This window comes from Neolewinella aurantiaca (assembly GCF_008014675.1).
GTDB lineage: Bacteria > Bacteroidota > Bacteroidia > Chitinophagales > Saprospiraceae > Neolewinella > Neolewinella aurantiaca.
In genome coordinates, this window is the sequence record NZ_VOXD01000014.1 from 14,376 (window position 1) to 33,604 (window position 19,229).

The window sequence follows — 19,229 nt, forward strand, 5'->3', positions numbered from 1 at the left end:
CGGGCGCTCCTTCTGTCATGGGGACGTATAAAGACAGCTGGAACGAATCTAAATAACAAGCTTATCCACCGCTGTTCTCAACGATCACACCAAAATACCACAGATAGAACAAAATCAGGACCAGACCTTCCCAACGGGTGATCTTCCGGTTGTTACTCATCACGCCCAGCAGAATCGTCATTACCAACATCAGCGGAAGGTAAATAGAGATGATATCCTCGGGGATAGACAGCTTGCCGAAGAACCGGGGAATAGACATCACGATGAAAGTATTGAAGATGTTCGACCCTAATGCATTACCAACAGCAATCGACGCTTTACCCTTTCTGGCGGCAGCGAGACTCACCGCAACCTCAGGGAGGCTCGTCCCGATAGCAACAGCAGAAAGAGCGATCACCGTAGGTGCAATGTTCAGAATCACACTAATTTCAGTAATCGCCGAGATGACATAGCTCGCTGAAATACTCACGATGGCTCCTCCGGCAATCAAAAATGCGTAATCCTTCCAACTTGCAGACGGACGGTCCTTTTTGTCCGGACGGTCCTGCCCCTTCAGGCTGTAAGCCAGGAAAATTGCGATTCCACCCAGAAAAAGGAATGCTTCGTAGGTCGACAAATTGCCGTCCATAACCGCGAAGTAGAGCAAAAATGCACTTCCCCACAAAAACGGAATGTCGATGTGCCACAGGTTGTACTCAAGGTCAATATTCTTGACCACCACCGCCGTAAGCCCCAGCACGAGCGCAATATTGGTTATGTTGGAACCAACTACGTTACCGATTACGATTTCAGGCGTCCCGTCCAGTACCGCAACAATACTTGTAGCGAGCTCAGGCAAAGATGTACCAAAGGCAACAATGGTTACACCAATAATGAAGGGTGAGATCCCCAAAGACAAGCCGATATTTTCAGCCGCCTCCACAAATTTATCGCTTGCCCATAATAACGCAGCGATGCTGACGATGAAGATGCCGGCTTGAAGTAAGAGTAGATCCATATACGGCGCAAAGATAGAAAGACAACAGCTGAATTAGTAAGTACCGGAGCCCTCGTCTTCTTCCAACAACAGTAATTCTACGGTTTCTGCCTTCCTGTTGACTGGGCACTAATCAATATAAAAGCCCATTTTACCCATTTTGTAATCCCGCATGGCTTCTAACACCTCCGTTTGAGAATTCATTACGAAAGGACCTTGCTGAACGATGGGTGCACCGATGGGTATGCCCCCCAGAAGGAGAATTCGGGTCATTTCAGCCTTTCCGGTCAAAGACACACCTTCACCATCTTTACGATAGTTCAGGAGCGTGCGCCCTTCGTAGTTGAACCCGTTGCCCGATGTAATTTCTCCGTCGAGGAGGTATGCGGCAAAGTTATAACCCTCCGGAACAGGCAGCATTACATTGGCTCCGGCAGGCAGCTCAAGTTGCCAGGCAGTAACCGGACTGTACGTCTTAACGGGGCCTTTCACCCCCATGAATTCGCCGGCAACTATTTTCAACGAAGCTCCGTTGCCAAAGTCATGACGGGGAAAGTCTTCCGCTTTTACGTTCTGGTAGCGGGGCTGAACAAATTTATGCTCGGGAGCCAGGTTAACCCAGAGTTGAATCCCTTCGAGAGTTCCTCCCTGATCAAGAAACTCTTTACTGCCCCGTTCGCTGTGAATAATCCCCATTCCGGCGGTCATCCACTGCACGTCTCCGCCCTTAAGAATCCCGGTGTTATTACGACTGTCGCGGTGGCGCAGGCCACCACTGTACAGGAATGTCACTGGTTCGAAACCACGGTGGGGGTGTGGCCCTAAATCCAGCGGGTCATACCCTGGCTCGACCTCCCACGGTCCAAAATGGTGAAGCAAAAGGAACGGATCAATCTGCTCTACACGTTGCGTTGGCAATGGCTGATGGACAGTGACTGGTCCCATTTTCAGCGCATGAGCAGGAAGGATATTGACGATTGAGCGGGGTTTCATTACTGGAACTTTGGTGTACCTACACGAAACAACATAGCACCATGAGTAGTTGCAGGCCGTTACAGCAACAGACTTCTCCTCCAGGTCGTCGTATCCATTCCTAAAGGACAAGCGGCGGGGACGCAGGTGCAAAAAAAGTTAAGAAAAGCCCCTCCTTGCCTGGCATCATCGTTGTAATCGTGGTTCAACCCCTACCCTACCGGGTTATAATCCTGTCATATCCGGTGTTGCGAAATAGCGACTTAGCCGATCTATTCCTTAGCTTTAGCCCCTCAATCAAAAACACAAGAACACATGCGCGGCTTACTTCTTACTATTGCCCTGGTCTTATCCTTTGGCCTTTGTGCTCAGATTGTTACCCCCAGCGAATTTCTGCCTCACAATCTGGGGGAAACCTTCACGCCCCATCACATGCTGGTGAGCTACTATCAGCAGATTGCCGAATCAAGTCCTAAGGTTAAACTCGAACAGTACGGTCGCACCAACGAAGCCCGCCCGCTGCTGATGGCTTTCGTCAGTACCCCCGAGAACATCGCTAACCTCGAAGCCATCCGGGAGAACAACCTGCGTAACGCAGGTCTGCTGCCCGGAGACCCGGACCCAACCCTGAACGACATTGCTATTGTTTGGCTCTCCTACAGCGTACACGGCAACGAAGCCGGAGGTTCCGAAGCCAGTATGGGCGTACTCTATGATCTGGTGAAGCCAGACTCGCGCGCCAGCGCATGGCTGAAAAACACAGTTGTCATCCTCGACCCCAGTCTGAACCCGGACGGATACAACCGCTACTCCAACTGGTACCGCCAAAACGCCACCCTGGGCTTAGACCCCAACCCTTCCGTCCGTGAGCACCAGGAGCCCTGGCCCGGAGGACGGGTAAACCACTACCTCTTCGACCTCAACCGCGACTGGGCCTGGCAGACCCAGGTTGAAAGCCGGCAACGAATGGTGAAGTACAAAGAATGGATGCCCCATATACACGCAGATCTCCACGAACAGGGCCATACCAGTCCGTATTACTTTGCACCTGCGGCCGCGCCCTACCACGAATACATCACTGAATGGCAAGGCAACTTCCAGACCGAAATTGGTAAAAATCACGCCCGGTACTTTGATCGCGAGGGCTGGCTTTACTTCACCCGCGAACGCTTCGACCTCCTCTACCCCAGCTATGGTGACACCTGGCCTACCTTCAACGGTGCCATCGGGATGACTTACGAGCAAGCAGGTCACGGCCGCTCCGGGCGGGCCATCGACCTGCCAAACGGCGACACCCTCACCCTGGCCGATCGCGTTGCTCACCACCGAACCACCTCGCTGAGTACTATTGAAATTGCCAGCCGGGAAAGTGATCGGCTCACACAAAATTTCCGTGATTACTTCGAGGAAGCAGAAAAGGACCCACAGGGAAAATACCTGACTTACGTAATCAGTGCCGAAACACCACGCGGCAAAATGCGGCACCTCGTAGAATTGTTACAGCGCAACGGCATCGAATACGGATTTGCGACTAAGGGCTATTCGGGCAACATGTACAGCTATAAAGCCGGCAAAAATGAAACCGGTGGCATCAACGTTGGCGATCTCGTCATCAGCGCCCACCAGCCACGGTCGGTTCTCACCCAGACACTTTTTGACCCCGATGCTTTTGTAGAAGATTCCGTCACTTACGACATCACGGGCTGGTCTGTTCCCTTTGCCTTCGGACTGGACGCTTACGCCAGTACCCAGCGCATTGAATTGAACACTGTCGCCAGCAGCAAGGATGATTTCACGGCTTACGAAGACCCATTTGCGGGTAAAGACCTCGCGTCGGCATACGCTTACGTGATTCCGTGGGAAGATGTCACAAGCGCCGCTTTTCTCGGCGAGCTGTTGTCTTCCGGTGTGAACGCCCGCACGGCCACCGGCGAGTTCCGCTTCGGTGAGCAAACCTTTGGGCCCGGCTCCATCGTAATCAACAAAGGAGATAACCGAAAAACGAAAGACTTCACTTCTACCGTCCGCCGCCTGGTAAACAAGCATAAGGTAGACATGAAGATCCTGACGACTGGTTTCAGTACCTCTGGCGGCGACCTGGGCAGCAGCGTTTACACCCTGCAGCTCGCGCCACGCATCGCCGTTCTCGCCGGAGAGGACGTCAACCCAAATCAGTTCGGGCAGGTATGGTACTACTTTGAGCAAGACCTCAAATACCCCGTCAGTGTTTTCGACACAGACGACATCGGCGCCATCGCCGCCGGCGATTACGATGTGCTCATCATGCCCAGCGGTCGCTATAATCTGGGCGGCGCAGCCGACGAACTGAAAGACTGGGTCCGCAGCGGCGGAAAGCTTATCGCGATCGAAGGAGCCAACCGCTCCCTGAGCGGTCTGGATGGCTTCAATCTGAAGCGCAAAGACTCCGATAAAGAGGACGAAGAGGATGCTAAAAACCTCCCTGATCCCCGCCTGCTGCCGCACGCCGGCTCCGAGCGTCGCTTCATCGCCGGCTTCAACCCCGGAGCTATTTTTGGTGTGGAAATGGACGAAACGTATCCGCTCAGCTTCGGCATCGGGAAAAGTTACTACAGCCTGAAAACCGGTTCCGCTACCTTCGATTACCTGAAAGGCGGCGTCAACGCCGGTCGCATCCGGGCAACCCCCTTCATCTCAGGTTTTGTGGGCTCGAAAGCACAGAAGGAGATCGAAGAAACCCTCGTCTTCGGCGTTCAGGGTATGGGCCGTGGACAGGTAATCTACCTCGTCGACAACCCGCTGTACCGCGGGTTTTGGGAGCAGGGCAAGTTGCTGTTCGCTAATGCGGTTTTTCAGGTGGATTAGGAGTACATTTAACCATACACCGTAGCCACCATCCGCCGTCCGGACGCCCGATTCCGAAACTCACACAAATAAATCCCCTGCCAGGTGCCCAGGTTCAACCTGCCACCGGTAATGGGGATGGTGACGGAATGCCCAATCATAGCCGCTTTGATGTGCGCGGGCATGTCGTCCGGGCCTTCCATGGTGTGGACGAGGAAGGGCAGGTTCTCCGGGACGATGTGGTTGAAGACGGACTCGAAATCGACCAGCACGTCCGGATCGGCCGCTTCGTTGATCGTGATGGCGGCGGAGGTATGCTGGATGAAAAGGTGCAGCAGGCCGACATCGGGAAGGTCAGGTAGGTTCTCCGCTACTTCGCGGGTGATGATGTGGTAGCCCCGGCGGCGGGCCTTGAGGGTGAATTGGGACTGGGTTGCCATGGTTGGTTGCCCGGCCTTCAGGCCGTGTTGGTGTATCGGCCTTCAGGCCGATGTGAGGAAATGTTTATGCGCGGGACAGCCTGAAGGCTGTGGAACCTGCACGGCCTGAAGGCCGATGAACAGTGTTCTAAACGTTCTTGATTGAACTACCTCCGGCGACGGCGGCTCTTTTTGTGTCCGTAATCAGGGCAGCGCACGTCCCCGAAGTAGTAATTAAAACCAATACCGGCGAAAATGTATTTGTCCAGTAGAGAATCATCACCCCGCTGCTCTCCCTGCCGGTCGATGCGGTCTCCTTCGGAGTCGAGGATGAGGCTACGGTCGGAGAGATCGTAGGCGAGTTGGCCCCGCTGACGGATGAGGTCCGACTGATCGGGGTAAATTGTGCTCACATCATCGAGATAGTCGGTACGGGCATTACGTACGCCGATGTTTACGTCCATGCTGATTTCGTAACTCAGGTCCCATTTGAAACCAAGGCCGTAGGTGAGTGCTCCGCTGATGGTGAGGTATTCATCGCCGCGCATCTGGCCTTCGGTGCCGAAATCACGGAGGTCTACGAGTTGTCCGTCGTCGGTTCTTGTCTTGGGGCTGTGGGTAAACACAGAGACGCCAGCAAACGCATAAGGCGTAAAGTAATACTCCTTGTGTCCGTGGAAGTAGGGCAGGAAGTTGAATTCGAACTGGGCGGTACCGTCGAAGATATCGTTCTGGAAGCTCAGGTTCCGGTTCTGCTCAAACGGGTTAGAGCTGTCTGAATCATAGGCCTCAATACGTCCATAGTTGAAACTCAACCGGGCAGCAAGCCGATGGTTGAAATTGTACCGGGCGGCGAAGCCGCCGGCAACATTGGCCCGGTTGAGGCTGAAGTCAGTGTTCAGGTCACCCAGGTAAACAGAGGCACCAGCCCAGGGGCCAATCTCTAAGCCCCTCATCTCCAGCTGGGCAGCAGCCTGGGAAGGAAGGAACAGCACGATGACAACAAAAGCGAAAACAGAACGGAAAATAGACATAGAGCAAAAAGATAGCGCGACGATTACTGTTAATCGTCGCGCCGGTTAAGACTTGGAAATTAAACGCAGGTCACGGGCTTGTAGTATGTGACGGGTAGAAAGTAGTACTAAGAGCTTTCAACCTTCGTTGCACCTGCGGCCGCGCCCGCCAAAATCGAGAAATGCCAACGGCCTGCCAAACCTGAACATGGTAGTAATCTGCGGCATCTTTTCGGTTTGAGCGCCTGGTCAGCCCCGTAATTCTACCAGCACTTTACAACCAATTCAAATGTTGACAGACCGCTGGTGCTCTGTCAACAAACGATCACACGAACTAAAAGACCAAATGGTCTATCCCCCAAACTGCTGGTAGAAACGCTGCAGATTAGGGTCGGTCTCAACAGCTTTAATCGCGGAGATCATGGTACCCAGCTTGGTCACGACGTCGGTTGTTCCTGCGGCTTTGGCTTCCTCGCGCATATCGTTAAGTGCTTTCGTTGCTGCGAGGCGGCGGAAGAGGCTTTGGTTCTGATCTTTAGCCATGGCAACCATCTTTTCCAGCCCGGCCGTCATCTGAGCGGGCGTTCCTTTAGCGAGCAGTGTCCGGTAACCATCCATCACGTCGAGGGCACCGTAGCCATCGGCAACCTTCATTTGCTTCTCGAAAAACGGGAGCTTAGCCGGATCCCCCGCTTCCGCGTAAAGGCTGGCCAGGGCACTGTTTACCGAAGGGTTATCCAGCGCCTCCAGCTTGGTGGCGGCTGCGGTGGCCGCAGTCGGATCGGCAACAACAAGCCCCTGCAATCCTGCAGAAACAACGGGATAAGGCTTAGCGTCGAGCGCCATTTCGGAGATGGCCTTCAGTTCGCTGTCTTCGTTCGCAGCCAGCACCTGAATGGCCGTTGCTCGTACGCTGGAGTGCGGATCAGACTTCGCCAAACTGCGAACAACCTTCAGTTGGTTTTCATCCGCAGATTCAACGATCATGCCCAGTGCTGCTTCCCGAACGCCGTGGAACGGGTCGTTAAGCGCCATGGAAACCACCTCAGTTTTCAGGGCAGAATCTTCTTTATTACCCAAACGCTGCAGCACCAGCATCCGATCGACAAGGCTTGGTGCTCCTTTGAACTGAGCGGCCAACTCCTCGGTGGTCTTCGTGTAGTTGAACTGAGCGAGCAAAGTATGCATCGGGTCAAGCACTACTACATCGGGCTTCACACTGGAGGGGAAAGTAAACGTCTGCTTGCGTTCATCGATCACGATGTCCATCATTTCGGGAGTGGTGGATCCGTTGGTAAAGATGGCGACTTTGGTGGGAAGGCGGAATACGCCCGGTACGTTTTCGTCTGTATCCTGGGTTTGCTCCACGGTCAGCATTACTTTTCCGTCGGCGTAGCCTGTTTCTACTTTCAGGGCGGGGTGTCCGGCGCTGAGGAACCACTGATCGAAGAACCAATTGAGGTCTTCTCCGGTCAGGTCTTCGAACGCCATGCGGAGTTCGTCTACTTCTACGGCGGAGAATTTGTTATCGTTGAGGTACTTGGTCAGGCCGGCGAAGAAGGCCTCGTCGCCCAGGTAGTCGCGCAACATGTGGAGCACGGCACCGCCCTTATTGTAGCTGTGAGCGTCGAACATCTGTTCTTTGTCCTCAAAGTCGTACCAGATCAGTTCGTGGATACCGCGCTGGGCAGAACCGAAGTACCCGGAGCGTTCGCTCATCATATGAAAATCGGCAGCATCGCGGCCGTGCTTTTTTTCCATCCAGAGGTACTCGCTGTAGTTGGCGAAGCCTTCGTTCAGGGTCAGGTTGCTCCAACTCTCGGTGGTGACGTAGTCGCCAAACCAGTGGTGGAACATTTCGTGCGCGACGATTTTCTCGTTGGTTTCTACGTCGATCAGTTCGCGGTCGGTACCGTGCATGAACTCGCCGAAAATGACGGCGGTGGTGTTTTCCATTGCGCCGGAGACGTAGTCGCGTACCGCCACCTGGCTGTACTTGGCCCAAGGGTACTGTACACCGGTCACATCGCTGAAGAACGTCAGCATTTCGCGGGTGTAGGGGTAGATATCTTTGGCGTAATCCTTGAAGCCGTCTTCCATGTAGTAGTTCACGGGGATGCCGTTCCAGGGCTCGTCTTCTACGATATCGAATTCACCGACGATGAGCGCGAAGAGATAAGGGGCGTGGGGCAACTCCATATTCCAGTAGTCGGTACGGGTGCCGTCAGGATTCTTGGTAGAGTTTTCCAGTACCCCGTTGCCAAGGGTTTTGAACTTGTCCTGAACGGTTACGTACATTTCCTGGGTGCAGCGCTCGTTGGGCTTATCGATGGTCGGGAACCACCGGCTGTTGTTTTCGGTTTCGCCCTGCGTCCAGATCTGCATTGGCTTGTCTTCCGTTCCGTCGGGGTTGATGAAGAACAGGCCTTTGTCGGAGGTAATCGCCGCAGAGCCTCCGCTTTGGGCGGGCACGGCCGTGTAGTCGAGCACGATGGTATACTCCTGGTCGCGGGTGTATTCGCGGCCAAGGTCGATGCTCACGGTTTGCTTATCGCCTTCGTAGGTGTAGTCGAGTGCTTTACCGTTCATGGTGATGCTCTTGAAATCGAAGTTTTTGGCGTCGAGCACGAGCGTTCGGCTGGCCTTGAAGATGGGCTTCAGCTTCAGGGTGGCTTTACCGATCACCATTTCCTTGGCCCAGTCGAAGCTCAGGTCCAGTCGGGTGTGCAGCAGGTCGTGGGTGCGGTTGTAGGCGGCGTTGTAGACCGGGCGCTCGTTGGGGATGACCTTCTCTGTGGGCATCACTATTTCCTCGGTTTCAATCACGCCGTTGGCTGCTGGAGTTACGGTCATGGTGTCCAGGTTCCGGGTTTCCATTTCCGGGGCGGCCACAGTGTAGGTTTTAGGAGAACAGCCAAAAGCCAGCAAGGTGGCTAGCAGGCCGATCAAAGGCAGGGTATTACGCATTACTTGGTTTTAAGAAAGATTGTTAAGGTATAATGACGCTTTTTGGGGGTGGTTTGTTGTATGGGCGCGGCCGCAGGTGCAGGGCAAAACACCCTGCGGAGTAACAAGGCGAGTAGTGGTTTGTACGGCGTGCTCTGGCGGTACTACAAGTGTTCCTCCCGGAGGCAGATAAAACAGCACTAATGTGTTTGGGTCGTCCAGATCGACACCAGAACTTGGGGAAGTTTGGGGAAACTATGTTTTCTACAGGCCTATCGTTGCTGACGACAATAGGCTCCACCATGCCTATTTTATGGTGACCTCTTATCTGATGAGGAGCCATTAGATATACCCCCCCTGATTCATGAAAGCTTTGATTCTTAAGTCTTCATTTTTATTGGCCTTGTTTTTCCTTTCTATTCCAAGTATACCAAGCATTGGTTTTACTGGACAAGGAAGTGAAATGTTTGCACAGGGAGGCCCCTTCCTTCCTGCCCGTAGGGCATCTTATGCTTATTGCCCCGACGGGAAAAGAGTGAAACGCTGTGACTTTGGACAAGGAAGTTGTTACTGGTATCAGCAGCCCCCATGCGATTCAACGCCTGAATATTGATTATTTTGGTTGCTGACAATGTAAACGGCTTCTACTAAGGTTGTCGTATCGCTTTCTGAACAATCAGCCCATCTTTATGCTGCTGGTAGTCAAGTGCTTTTCATACTTGGCTACCAGCACTTTTTTAATTCATAAGAACATGAGAAGAGTTATTACACTAGCAATACTTGCCCTCCTGGTTAATAGTTCATGCCATACAGATTTGGCTAAAGAACCGATCGTCATCCAAACAGGCGACCACACATATGGTCTGCCAGACACATGGTATGAAGATATCGAATACATCCCCCTGTCGTCAAAAGGAAGCGAAAATTACCTCTTCGGCGCACAACGGGCTTTGCTTCTTCAAAATCACGCCTTTGTCCTTCAAGACATCAATACGGAAAGGAGTATTTTTAAGTTTGACCGTACGGGTCGTCTATTAAAGAGCTTGAAAGGGTCGAGTAATTTCCAGAAAGCGTTCTACTCAGTTAGTGATTTTGACCTCTTCGGTGATAAAGTTGTACTGACAGATACTTACCTGAACGAAATATTATTTTTCAACCAAGAACTAGAGTTCATCAACAGCGTCTCCATCCCTGAAAGCGAAGCGGGGGTTCAAAACATTGCTTTCATGAACAAAAACACCCTGTTGATCAGACCTGACCTAGAGACCAATCCACCGTCTTCCGTGCTAAAAAGTAGCTGGAAAACTGGATTACAGCCAGAGCAAATTGATGGTTTTCTCGGTGTCAAGGACACGCCTGCCAAAAACATGAGGTTCTCTTTTTATGAAACGTTTCACCATGCGCACAACTCCGAGAAAATACTTTATACCGATTGGTTTGATAGCCACATCTACGAAGTTGGGATCAACGAGGTAACTAAAAAGTACCACGTGCAACTTGAAGATGAATTATGGGTCACGGAAAACGAATTGCTCAAAATGAGCACAATGGACACAGAAGAACAATTTGATTTTTTAGTTAAGGCAGACAAGTCTGGACTGATAAACGCTGTGCATGAAAGTGAAAAGAATCTGATGTTCTCCTTCATGCGTCCAGGTAAGAGATATTTGGTATTCTTCAATAGAAAGACGCGCGAGAAAGAAACAGTCTTGCTCGATTTTAGCAGAAATGGCCCAGAGGGTCCGGACGGAAGTCCACCGTTAAAATATTTCTTAGGTTTTACGGATACTGGCGGTTTGGTCTTCTACCATTTGGCCGAAGAATTCAGCCAATACGCCGAGTCACTAAAGACCATGGAACCGAAAAGCTACAGTACGGGGCAAAAAAAGTTCCTCGCCGCAGCAGATAAGACAGACGAGTATTGTAACATCGTGCTATCAATTATGAAATAGTGTGCTGTAGAAGAGAGGAAAGGAGTACTTTCTGTACTTCTTTTTCGTATTCGCTTCTTGTTTCATTGGACTGAAAATTACAAAAAATTTCTGTCCGGTATTTCAGGACCTTCTCATTTAGCCCCGTAACGGTATTGCTGTACATCCTACTGGGTGGCATTCTCTGGCAATGGGTAGTGCGGCCTGTGAAAGAGCAGAACATGGTGAAGTGTTTTGGAGATACCTGCTTGGCATATCGCCAGCGGGTGCGCTTTTGGTGGCCCCGATGAACCTATCTTTGGCTTCTCAAAAACAATACGGCAGTATGAACATCCCCACCCAAGCCATCCTCTTCGACCTCGATGGTACCCTGGTCGACAACATGATGGTTCACCACCGTGCCTGGCAGAAAAGCCTCAAAGAACTCGGATTGGATTATAGCCTCGAACGCGTCAAAGCGGAAATCCACGGCGTTAACCTGGAAATACTGCAAAACCTTTTCGGAGATAAGTACACCCTCGAAGAATACAATCAAATCGCTTGGGACAAAGAAGCCGCCTACCGTGACATCTTCGCCGCCGACTTTGCGGCCAACATCGTGCCCGGGGCGTTGGACTTTATCCGGCAGGCCCACGCCGTCGGCATCCCGATGGCCATCGGTACGGCCGGGCCGAAGGAGAACGCCGAGTTCGTGGTAGAAAACCTCGGCATCGGAGATTTAATGGGCCACCTCGTTCACTCCGGTATGGTGAGCAGGGGCAAGCCCGATCCGGAGGTCTTCCAGCAAGCGGCGGGCGCGCTAGGTGTCGACCTCAAGGACTGTGTCATCTTTGAAGACTCCGTCACCGGGGCCAAGGCTGCCAACAACGCCGGCTGCCCGGTGATGGTGCTGACGACCACCCACACCCCGCCGGAGTTTGCGGCGCTGGACGTTGCGAGTTTTCGGCCCGACTTCCGGGGGCTGCGGGTGGAGCAGACGAACGACGGATTTATGCTGGTGGGTTGAGGGAGAGTTTTCCTTTAAGGCTTAAGGCCTGTTGGGTTCCTGTGGTGAGAAAAGCCGGTAGTATGCAATAGCCATAATTCAGCGCTACCCGTACAACGGAAATAATATCCGATTCTCCAACCATGCTCCCTCTACCTCCACCCTGCACCTGCGACCGCGCCCACAAAACCCGTACCTTGCCGATCATGCAAGCCGTCTGGAAAAACAACCTCAATGCCTTTGCCGCTTACCTGAAACTGAACCGGGGCTATAGCGACCATACCTTGTCTGCTTACCGCTCAGACGTGGAAAAACTGCCCGCCTACCTGGAGCTGCGGGAATGGGAGCTTACCCCTTCGGCCATCGAGCGCTTTCACCTGGATGCCTTCATCCAGTACTTAGCGGAACTCGGTCTGGCCACCCGCTCCCAGGCCCGGTTGATCTCGGCCCTGAAGACCTTTTTCGGCTTTCTGCTCGACGAAAAACTGATCGTACACGACCCAACAGAACTGGTGAAAGCCCCCAAAATGAGTCGTAAGATCCCGGAAGTACTCACTTATCACGAAATCCGTGAACTGCTCGGTCAAATTGACCTCAGCCTGGACCACGGTCTACGCGACCGTGCTTTACTGGAAACCCTTTATGCCTGCGGCTTACGGGTAAGCGAAGCGACCTCGCTCAGACTGACCAACCTCTATTTCAACGAAGGCTTCATCCGCGTAACGGGTAAGGGGAACAAAGAGCGCATCGTCCCGATCGGGGGCGAAGCAATCCGCCATATGGAGATTTACCTGGAATACGTGCGGCCCGTAATGCCCATCAAGCCGGAAGCCGAAAACGTTGTGTTTCTGAACCGGCGCGGCGGAGCATTGAGCCGCATTAGCGTATTTACCGCCGTAAAAAAATATGCCGCTGAGGCAGGTATTGAAAAAAATGTGAGCCCACATACGTTTCGTCACTCATTTGCGACCCACCTGATTGAAGGTGGCGCAGACCTCCGCGCCGTGCAGGAAATGCTCGGACACGAATCCATCCTTACCACTGAGATTTACACCCACCTCGATACAGACTTTCTGCGGGAGACCATCATGAGTTTCCACCCGGCCAACAAGCGATAAATAATAGTATCGGCTACCGCAGAGGGCTACACTCCGAGCATTTCTGAACAGACGGGTAGAGTCAACCTGCCCTAAATCAGCGCACTTAGCTGAGGCAGAAAAAACAGGCTGACGTACAGTAGCATCAGAAATGTGATAAAACCGAGTCGGCCTATGTTCTTACGGATTTCCATCGGGCTTTTTATTGATTATGCTGAGGGCAGCAGCAGCCCTGGGGTATAAAGGCTTTGCTGCCTTTAAAACGTACGCAATATTGAGACGGTTCGGTTTTTTTCGCTCAAGGTGTAACACTTAATACTGAGGACACATAAAGAGACGAATTACCGCCCGGGGAGGATAATCTACCACCTTTCCGGGGCTCTCCATAAACACACAAAAGTTTACTATCATGAATCCTCGTCCAATTCTTATAGCCTTCGCCCTGCTTCTTTCCTTTACGGCTACCGCTCAGTCTGTTCCTGATCGTGCGGCAAAACGCGCCAAGCAGCGCGCTGAATACAAAGCCCAAAACAAAGTAGACCGTAGTGTCGACGAGGCTGTCGACGACGCTTTTAATTCTATCGGCAATCTCTTCAAGAAAAAGAAAAAGAAAGCCGAGCCAGCTCCGGACACCAATTCTGATGCACAGTCTTCGGAAAGCAGTCCTGCCGCCAACCCTTACGGTGGTATGATCGGCAACGAAGACGCCGCTCCTTACGAACCATTCACCAACGAATACTCAGTGAGCCTGGACATGGAGATCACCGAAATCAAAAAGAACGGAAAAACAGAGACGAACACAATGAGCATGGCCGTCACCACCGATCAGTACGCCGTATTAGTCAAAGATCAGAATGGCACCGAAATTAGCCGGATGATCTTCAACACTCAGGATGGTAAAACAACCATGATAACAACCGACAAAAAAGGGAAGAAGACGGGCTTCAGGATGAAAATGCCGGGAGTAAGAAAACTTGCCGCAGACGCCGCCGAAGAAACTGCCGACCGGTTTGAATTCGTCCAAACCGGAGAGCGGAAAACAATTGACGGTTACGGCTGCGAAAAGATCATCGTAACCGACAAGAAAGAAGGCACCATTACCACTTCGTGGGTGACTCAGGACTTATCGATAAATTCCAAAGATGTATTTGCCGAAATGATGGGCGCTCTGGGTAATAAGGTAAAAACCGGCCCTAACAGCGTGATGGAACGGGGTTTCGATGGCTTCCCTATCCTATCAATCACCGAAGACAAGGGCAAAACCTACGAGACTCACTTCAGCAACATCAAAGTAGGAGAAGAGAACATTGACCGGTCCTTACTCGATGTTAGTGGTATTGAAATTCAGAGTATCGGCTTCTAAAGATTGAATAACCCTTAATCCCATAAATGAGCAAACCCGCCTGGTCCTTTCGGACCACGGCGGGTTTGTCTCTTTAAGCGGTGGGCCCACCAGGATTTGAACCTGGGACCGACGGATTATGAGTCCGGCGCTCTAACCGCTGAGCTATAGGCCCGAGAGTAAGTCTGTTGGACGGGTTATTCAGTTTGAATTACCACGAGACTTCCTTTCGAAGTGCAAAGGTAAGTGGTGGCGTTAAAAGTTTCACCCAGAGACTAAAAAAATTAAGTTCAGGTATTATCCGTAGAGTTCCTCTATGATTTGTTCTTTGGGGTACCCGAGCTTCAGGAGTCGTTCTTTAGCTTCGTCCACCATAACAGCCCAACCGCACAGGTAGAAGCGAATGTTACTATGTAGCTCCGCATACTTTTCTTCGTAGATCGGGTGTACATAACCTTTTGTCACTTCTATGCTGGCGGAGCCTTCGGTTTCTTCTCTGCTCAGGGCCACCGAATAGGTGAAATTGGGATGAGCGCGCGCCATTTCTTCGAATTCCTCGCGGTAGAGAATATCCTGGGCGGTACGACAGCCGAAAATGAGGTGAAAGTTGACGGTTTCTTTACCCAGCCGATCCTGCAGCATTGCCCGAAAAGGGGCCACGCCCGTGCCCGTACAAATCATCACGATATCGTTTTCTAAAGGCCCCTCCGGAAGGGTAAATACTCCGGCCGGCTCTTTAGTCATTACTTCGCTACCGATGTCGGCACCTTCAAAGAGGTAGCCGGTTCCTTTTCCTTCGGGCAGGCGAACGATGCAGAGTTCCGCCTGATTAGAGCCGTCCGGAGCGGCGGCGATGGAATAGCTGCGCCAGCCATCACGACGGGTTTCGCCAATGGGTAGGTCGAGGGTGAGAAACTGACCCGGACGAAAATCGAGAACGTCACGGTCTGGCAGTTCCAGCCAAAAGCTGCGGACGGAAGGAGAGCGCTGCTCTATTCTTGTAATTCTTGCTGGTTTCCATTTCGGCATTGGGGGGAGGGTTGAGGGGGGGAGAAGGAGTGGTCTGAATATAAACATGTTTATATGCAAAAGAGCACAACATAAAAATTCAAACCACCATGCTATCATAGCCAATAACCACCTCATATCCCCGCTCGTTGAAGTATTTCCGAATTTTTTCCGGTTCATCCTCGCTCAGCGCCCAGACAAAATCGCCGCCCCAGGCGCCGAGGCTCTTGATCGCCCCTGGGAAGCCCGGAAACAGCTTCTGCTGTACGGGTATAAGGCCGAGTGTATTCCCTACGATTTCCTCATGCTCAAGCAGCAGGCGGGCGGCGGCGCGCAGGTGCAATGAACCGGTTAAAAGAGCAGTGGTGATACGGCGGATTTCCGTCTTCGCGTGTTCTGAAACCGTGGCGGACCGGTACGCCCGGATCCCCTCTCTACTGTTCTGTTTCTGATTGAGGTAAACAAAACAGGTTTGTTGCAACCAATCGGGTTCCCAGCTGACCGGAGTCACCTTCGGGCTGGTGCCATTGCGTTCGTAAAGGATCGGCCCTTCGGCAAAGGCGCAGGCCAGGTCGTAGCCGCTGCCACCAAAAGTTTGCTCCAACAGTGCGTAAGGGTTCACCCCCAGCCACTTTGCTACCGCTGCGATCAGGGTGGAACTGCTGCCCAACCCCCACTTACGGTCGAATTGCAGGTGAGTACTCACTTCCACTCCCCGCAGTTGACGGGTGCAACCCGGGTTGAGGGTTTCGGCAGCGTATAATATCTGCAAAATCCTTGCTCTTGGATCCTCGCTTTGCACCTGCGCTCGCGCCCACTCTTCTTTATCGTAAGCGTGATTGAACCACTCCCAGCCCTCCACATCATACGCCTTCCAGTACACGTCGTGGTCCGAGGAGTCTGAAAGGTGAACGGCCTCGAACGATTGCCCCCGACGCGTAGGTACAGCCAGGGCCGGCACACCATCCAGCACAAAATATTCGCCGGTCAGTAATAATTTACCGTGAGGTGCCAGTTGAATTGAGGGTGAGTCTGATACGTGATCCATCGGTTAAGCAGCTTTCTTTCTGGTCCGGAAATAGAGGAGCCCGCCCACCAGCATTACTGCCACACTGCCAAAACCAAGTACTGACTTCAGGCTACCGCTGCGGTCCCAGGCTACCGCTTGCATACCTCCGTAGGCCTCGAAGGCAGCCCATTTGTACGGAGGAGCTTCGGGGTACTTGCTCAGGTAGGCTTTGCGGCTAAGCCGCAGCGCCTGATGGGGCGGTTTTCCTTCCTGGATGTAGTGATAAAACTTATCCATCAGGGTTGCAGTAGCAAAATCGTCTACTGCCCAGTTAGAAGAAACTACCGAGCGGGCTCCGGCAGCAAGGTAAGCTTTCGTCAGGCTGATCCTCCCCTCGGTGGCGTGTCGGCCCCCATTGCTCGTCTCGCAGGCACTCAGTACCACCAGATCGGCGTTCAGCGTCCGGTCGCCGATGTCTGATGCGAAAAGCTCCGAGGGCATGTCCTCGTTACCCGCCAGATAAATTCTGCTGCGCAAACCATCTATTTCACTGGATATTGCGTGGGTTGCAAGGTGTATGATACTATGATCGGTTACGTTGCGCTGGTAATTGGACAGCGTTGCTTCTTCTCCGTAAAAATAATCTCCCGGACCGCGAGCTTCCAGTGCTTCGAGTTCGTCTGTGTTGTAGAATAAGGGAGGGAGCACAAAGCCCGCCTGATGTAAATCCGCTGCCTGCAGGGATTCATTGGCAAAAACAGGGGCAAGTCCCAGAGGAGATGCCTTACGCGCAGCTATTTCCTGGTCCCGGAGCACACGCATGCTGCCAATTGACATCTGCCGGCTGATGGCCACTTCGGTCCCTAAGTAACGGGCGGTTTCCCCTTCTGCATCCCGCCTTAAAGCCGGGAATGGAACATTTTCAAGTTCTCCCGTAGCGATCAGGTGTACATTGGGCGTCAACAGAGAATCTATCCCCGTAAAAAGCAGACGATACAACTCCCGGCTTGCTTCGGCATAATCACCTTTTTTCGTTCTCGGGTTAGAGAGAGACTGTAATTCGGAGGTCAGTGCTAATGCTCTTGTTCTGGAGTCGTAAAGGTCTGCCATCTCTATAGTATCCGGCGTTACCAATAACCTGTAAAGAGCATCGTCGGAAGAATAAAAACACAGAATTGCAGAAGTGTCTTTGGCCAGCCCTTCGGATACTAGTGACAGGTCAATCTTGCTGTTCTCTTCCAGAAGGTCAGGTAGCTCCGGATACACCAAAGTCATTTCGTGCTGCCTCTCGTTCACTTTCACGATTCTGTCATAAATGTCTTTCAAACTCATGTCAGGAAGAGGTTGCAAGAGTTGGTCTAACTCCCTTTGGGCGTCAAGAAACTTATTTCCCTTCATTTCATCCTGTCTTGCCAGACCTCTGATATTTGCCCAGTAAAAATTACCTGAGCCCGTCCATCGGTCTAACACTTGTATGCTCCGATTTAAATACGATATATCTTTCGTTTCGTTATATAAATAAAATCCTACAATTAAGGCATTTATTGCTGGTGATGGCAAATGGTTTCGCTTCTCAAGAACTAGGTTATTAATCAGATTCAAACTGCTACGATGCTTTTGTAAAAAATTAAGTTCATAAATATTAAAAGCATCAATTACAGGAGGAAGTCCTTTACCTAGTCTTGTTTGAAACAGCATTGTTAAGGCATGCAAATTCAAAGTAGAATAAAGACTGGGAGAATACGGGGGAGGAGATGATAGAATGTCATCTATTGAACCATAATTATCAAGAACTCGCTCAATCATTTTCTCACTGCACTCTAACGCCTCACTATACAGACCTAATCGGTTTAAAATTCTTGCTTTAGTGGTTAAGTGGTTCGTAGTAAACTTAGGATTACCTATTTTTTGATAAAGAGCATCTGCTTTATTAAAAATATCACTATAACCCTTCTCTCTTTTGTGAGAATAAAACCTACTCTTTTTTAGGAGATAAAAGTATTTTAACTGTTCATCGGAGATGGCTGATGAAAAATCAGAAAATGACAAAATCATAGAAGCAGCGTCTTCTGAAAGCACATACTCACTTAATTTAAGAAGAATAACAGCTTGATCATTTATGGAATATTCTTTCTCATGCAAATCTGAAAGTAGTTTTGACTTCCAAAGATCGAAACCCTCAATGGAGTTTCTAATTCCAAGAATTGCGGTATTAGACAGGGTTGCTAAGGTAGATTTTGGGTTTACATTTTGATAAACATATGAATAATAAAGATTCGCTTTTGAGCTCTCCCCATTAGCTTCTAACAAGCTGGCGTAGAGGTATACAATTCTCAGACTGACTTTGTCCCCTTTAGGAAATTCATTCATCACCTCTGCTGCCTGACGGAAAAGATCACCTGCTGCACCAATATCATTCTCATCAAAAGCCCTGATCATCCTGGCGGCATAAAGAAATCGCAGGTCACAGTCGCCAGACTCGTTATACTTCTCCAGTAATTCCGCGGATGGTACGTTATTGAGAATTGGGAGGTACTTGATTTCGAACTTAAAACAATTCCCCCGAACGCTCGTCAACGTCAGCAAGAGAGATAGGAGTAGCATTATTTTTTTCATAAGACTAGCATAGCGGGGAACAGGACAAGTGTTGGTTTTCAAGATTCAGCAGTTCAGGAGGTACGGACAAAACAGAAAGGCCATCCGCTCAG

13 protein-coding genes and 1 tRNA gene are annotated in these 19,229 nt (G+C 51.3%); 5 read left to right on the top strand and 9 right to left on the bottom strand.

All coding sequences use genetic code 11. The features are described from left to right. Positions 1–61: 61 nt before the first annotated feature. Positions 62–997, bottom strand: coding sequence for a calcium/sodium antiporter (locus tag FUA23_RS10440; RefSeq protein WP_147930687.1), 936 nt, complete (start codon positions 995–997; stop codon positions 62–64). 108 nt (positions 998–1,105) lie between these two features. Then, positions 1,106–1,969 (bottom strand): pirin family protein, encoded by an 864-nt coding sequence (locus tag FUA23_RS10445; protein ID WP_147930688.1) that lies wholly within the window; start codon positions 1,967–1,969, stop codon positions 1,106–1,108. A gap of 294 nt (positions 1,970–2,263) precedes the next feature. Between FUA23_RS10445 and FUA23_RS10450 the strand changes: the two genes are divergently transcribed. Further along, the gene (locus FUA23_RS10450; protein WP_147930689.1) at positions 2,264–4,792 is read left to right on the top strand and encodes a M14 family metallopeptidase; all 2,529 of its coding nucleotides are present in this window, start codon (positions 2,264–2,266) and stop codon (positions 4,790–4,792) included. A gap of 8 nt (positions 4,793–4,800) precedes the next feature. Here the strand turns inward: FUA23_RS10450 and FUA23_RS10455 are convergent, their stop codons facing one another. From FUA23_RS10455 to FUA23_RS10465, 3 genes are all read right to left on the bottom strand, one after another. Continuing rightward, complete coding sequence (locus FUA23_RS10455) at positions 4,801–5,211, bottom strand: secondary thiamine-phosphate synthase enzyme YjbQ (RefSeq protein ID WP_147930690.1); 411 nt, start codon at positions 5,209–5,211, stop codon at positions 4,801–4,803. A gap of 146 nt (positions 5,212–5,357) precedes the next feature. Beyond that, positions 5,358–6,224: a type IX secretion system protein PorG gene (porG, locus tag FUA23_RS10460; protein WP_147930691.1), complete on the bottom strand. Its 867-nt coding sequence runs from the start codon at positions 6,222–6,224 to the stop codon at positions 5,358–5,360. A 330-nt stretch (positions 6,225–6,554) separates the two neighbouring features. Next, a complete protein-coding gene (locus FUA23_RS10465; RefSeq protein WP_147930692.1) occupies positions 6,555–9,170 on the bottom strand; it encodes a M1 family metallopeptidase in 2,616 nt (871 codons plus the stop codon). A 731-nt stretch (positions 9,171–9,901) separates the two neighbouring features. On the opposite strand from FUA23_RS10465, the gene FUA23_RS10470 reads away from it, so the two are divergent. The 4 genes from FUA23_RS10470 to FUA23_RS10485 all read left to right on the top strand — a co-directional run bounded on the left by FUA23_RS10470 (position 9,902) and on the right by FUA23_RS10485 (position 14,525). Then, complete coding sequence (locus FUA23_RS10470) at positions 9,902–11,101, top strand: 6-bladed beta-propeller (protein WP_187270962.1); 1,200 nt, start codon at positions 9,902–9,904, stop codon at positions 11,099–11,101. Between the two features lie 304 nt (positions 11,102–11,405). Next, a complete protein-coding gene (locus FUA23_RS10475; RefSeq protein WP_147930694.1) occupies positions 11,406–12,086 on the top strand; it encodes an HAD family hydrolase in 681 nt (226 codons plus the stop codon). A 185-nt stretch (positions 12,087–12,271) separates the two neighbouring features. Beyond that, entirely contained in the window at positions 12,272–13,183 is a 912-nt protein-coding gene (gene xerD / locus FUA23_RS10480; protein ID WP_147930695.1) for a site-specific tyrosine recombinase XerD, read from the top strand. A gap of 388 nt (positions 13,184–13,571) precedes the next feature. Then, a complete protein-coding gene (locus FUA23_RS10485; RefSeq protein ID WP_147930696.1) occupies positions 13,572–14,525 on the top strand; it encodes a DUF4412 domain-containing protein in 954 nt (317 codons plus the stop codon). 81 nt (positions 14,526–14,606) lie between these two features. Here the strand turns inward: FUA23_RS10485 and FUA23_RS10490 are convergent. From FUA23_RS10490 to FUA23_RS10505, 4 genes are all read right to left on the bottom strand, one after another. After that, positions 14,607–14,679, bottom strand: a tRNA-Ile gene (locus FUA23_RS10490). 122 nt (positions 14,680–14,801) lie between these two features. Next, positions 14,802–15,533 carry a ferredoxin--NADP reductase gene (locus FUA23_RS10495; RefSeq protein ID WP_187270963.1) on the bottom strand — a complete coding sequence of 244 codons (732 nt, stop codon included), beginning with the start codon at positions 15,531–15,533 and terminating at the stop codon, positions 14,802–14,804. Between the two features lie 79 nt (positions 15,534–15,612). Continuing rightward, positions 15,613–16,560 carry a GYDIA family GHMP kinase gene (locus FUA23_RS10500; RefSeq protein WP_147930698.1) on the bottom strand — a complete coding sequence of 316 codons (948 nt, stop codon included), beginning with the start codon at positions 16,558–16,560 and terminating at the stop codon, positions 15,613–15,615. 3 nt (positions 16,561–16,563) lie between these two features. After that, complete coding sequence (locus FUA23_RS10505; RefSeq protein WP_147930699.1) at positions 16,564–19,137, bottom strand: CHAT domain-containing protein; 2,574 nt, start codon at positions 19,135–19,137, stop codon at positions 16,564–16,566. Positions 19,138–19,229 lie beyond the last annotated feature (92 nt).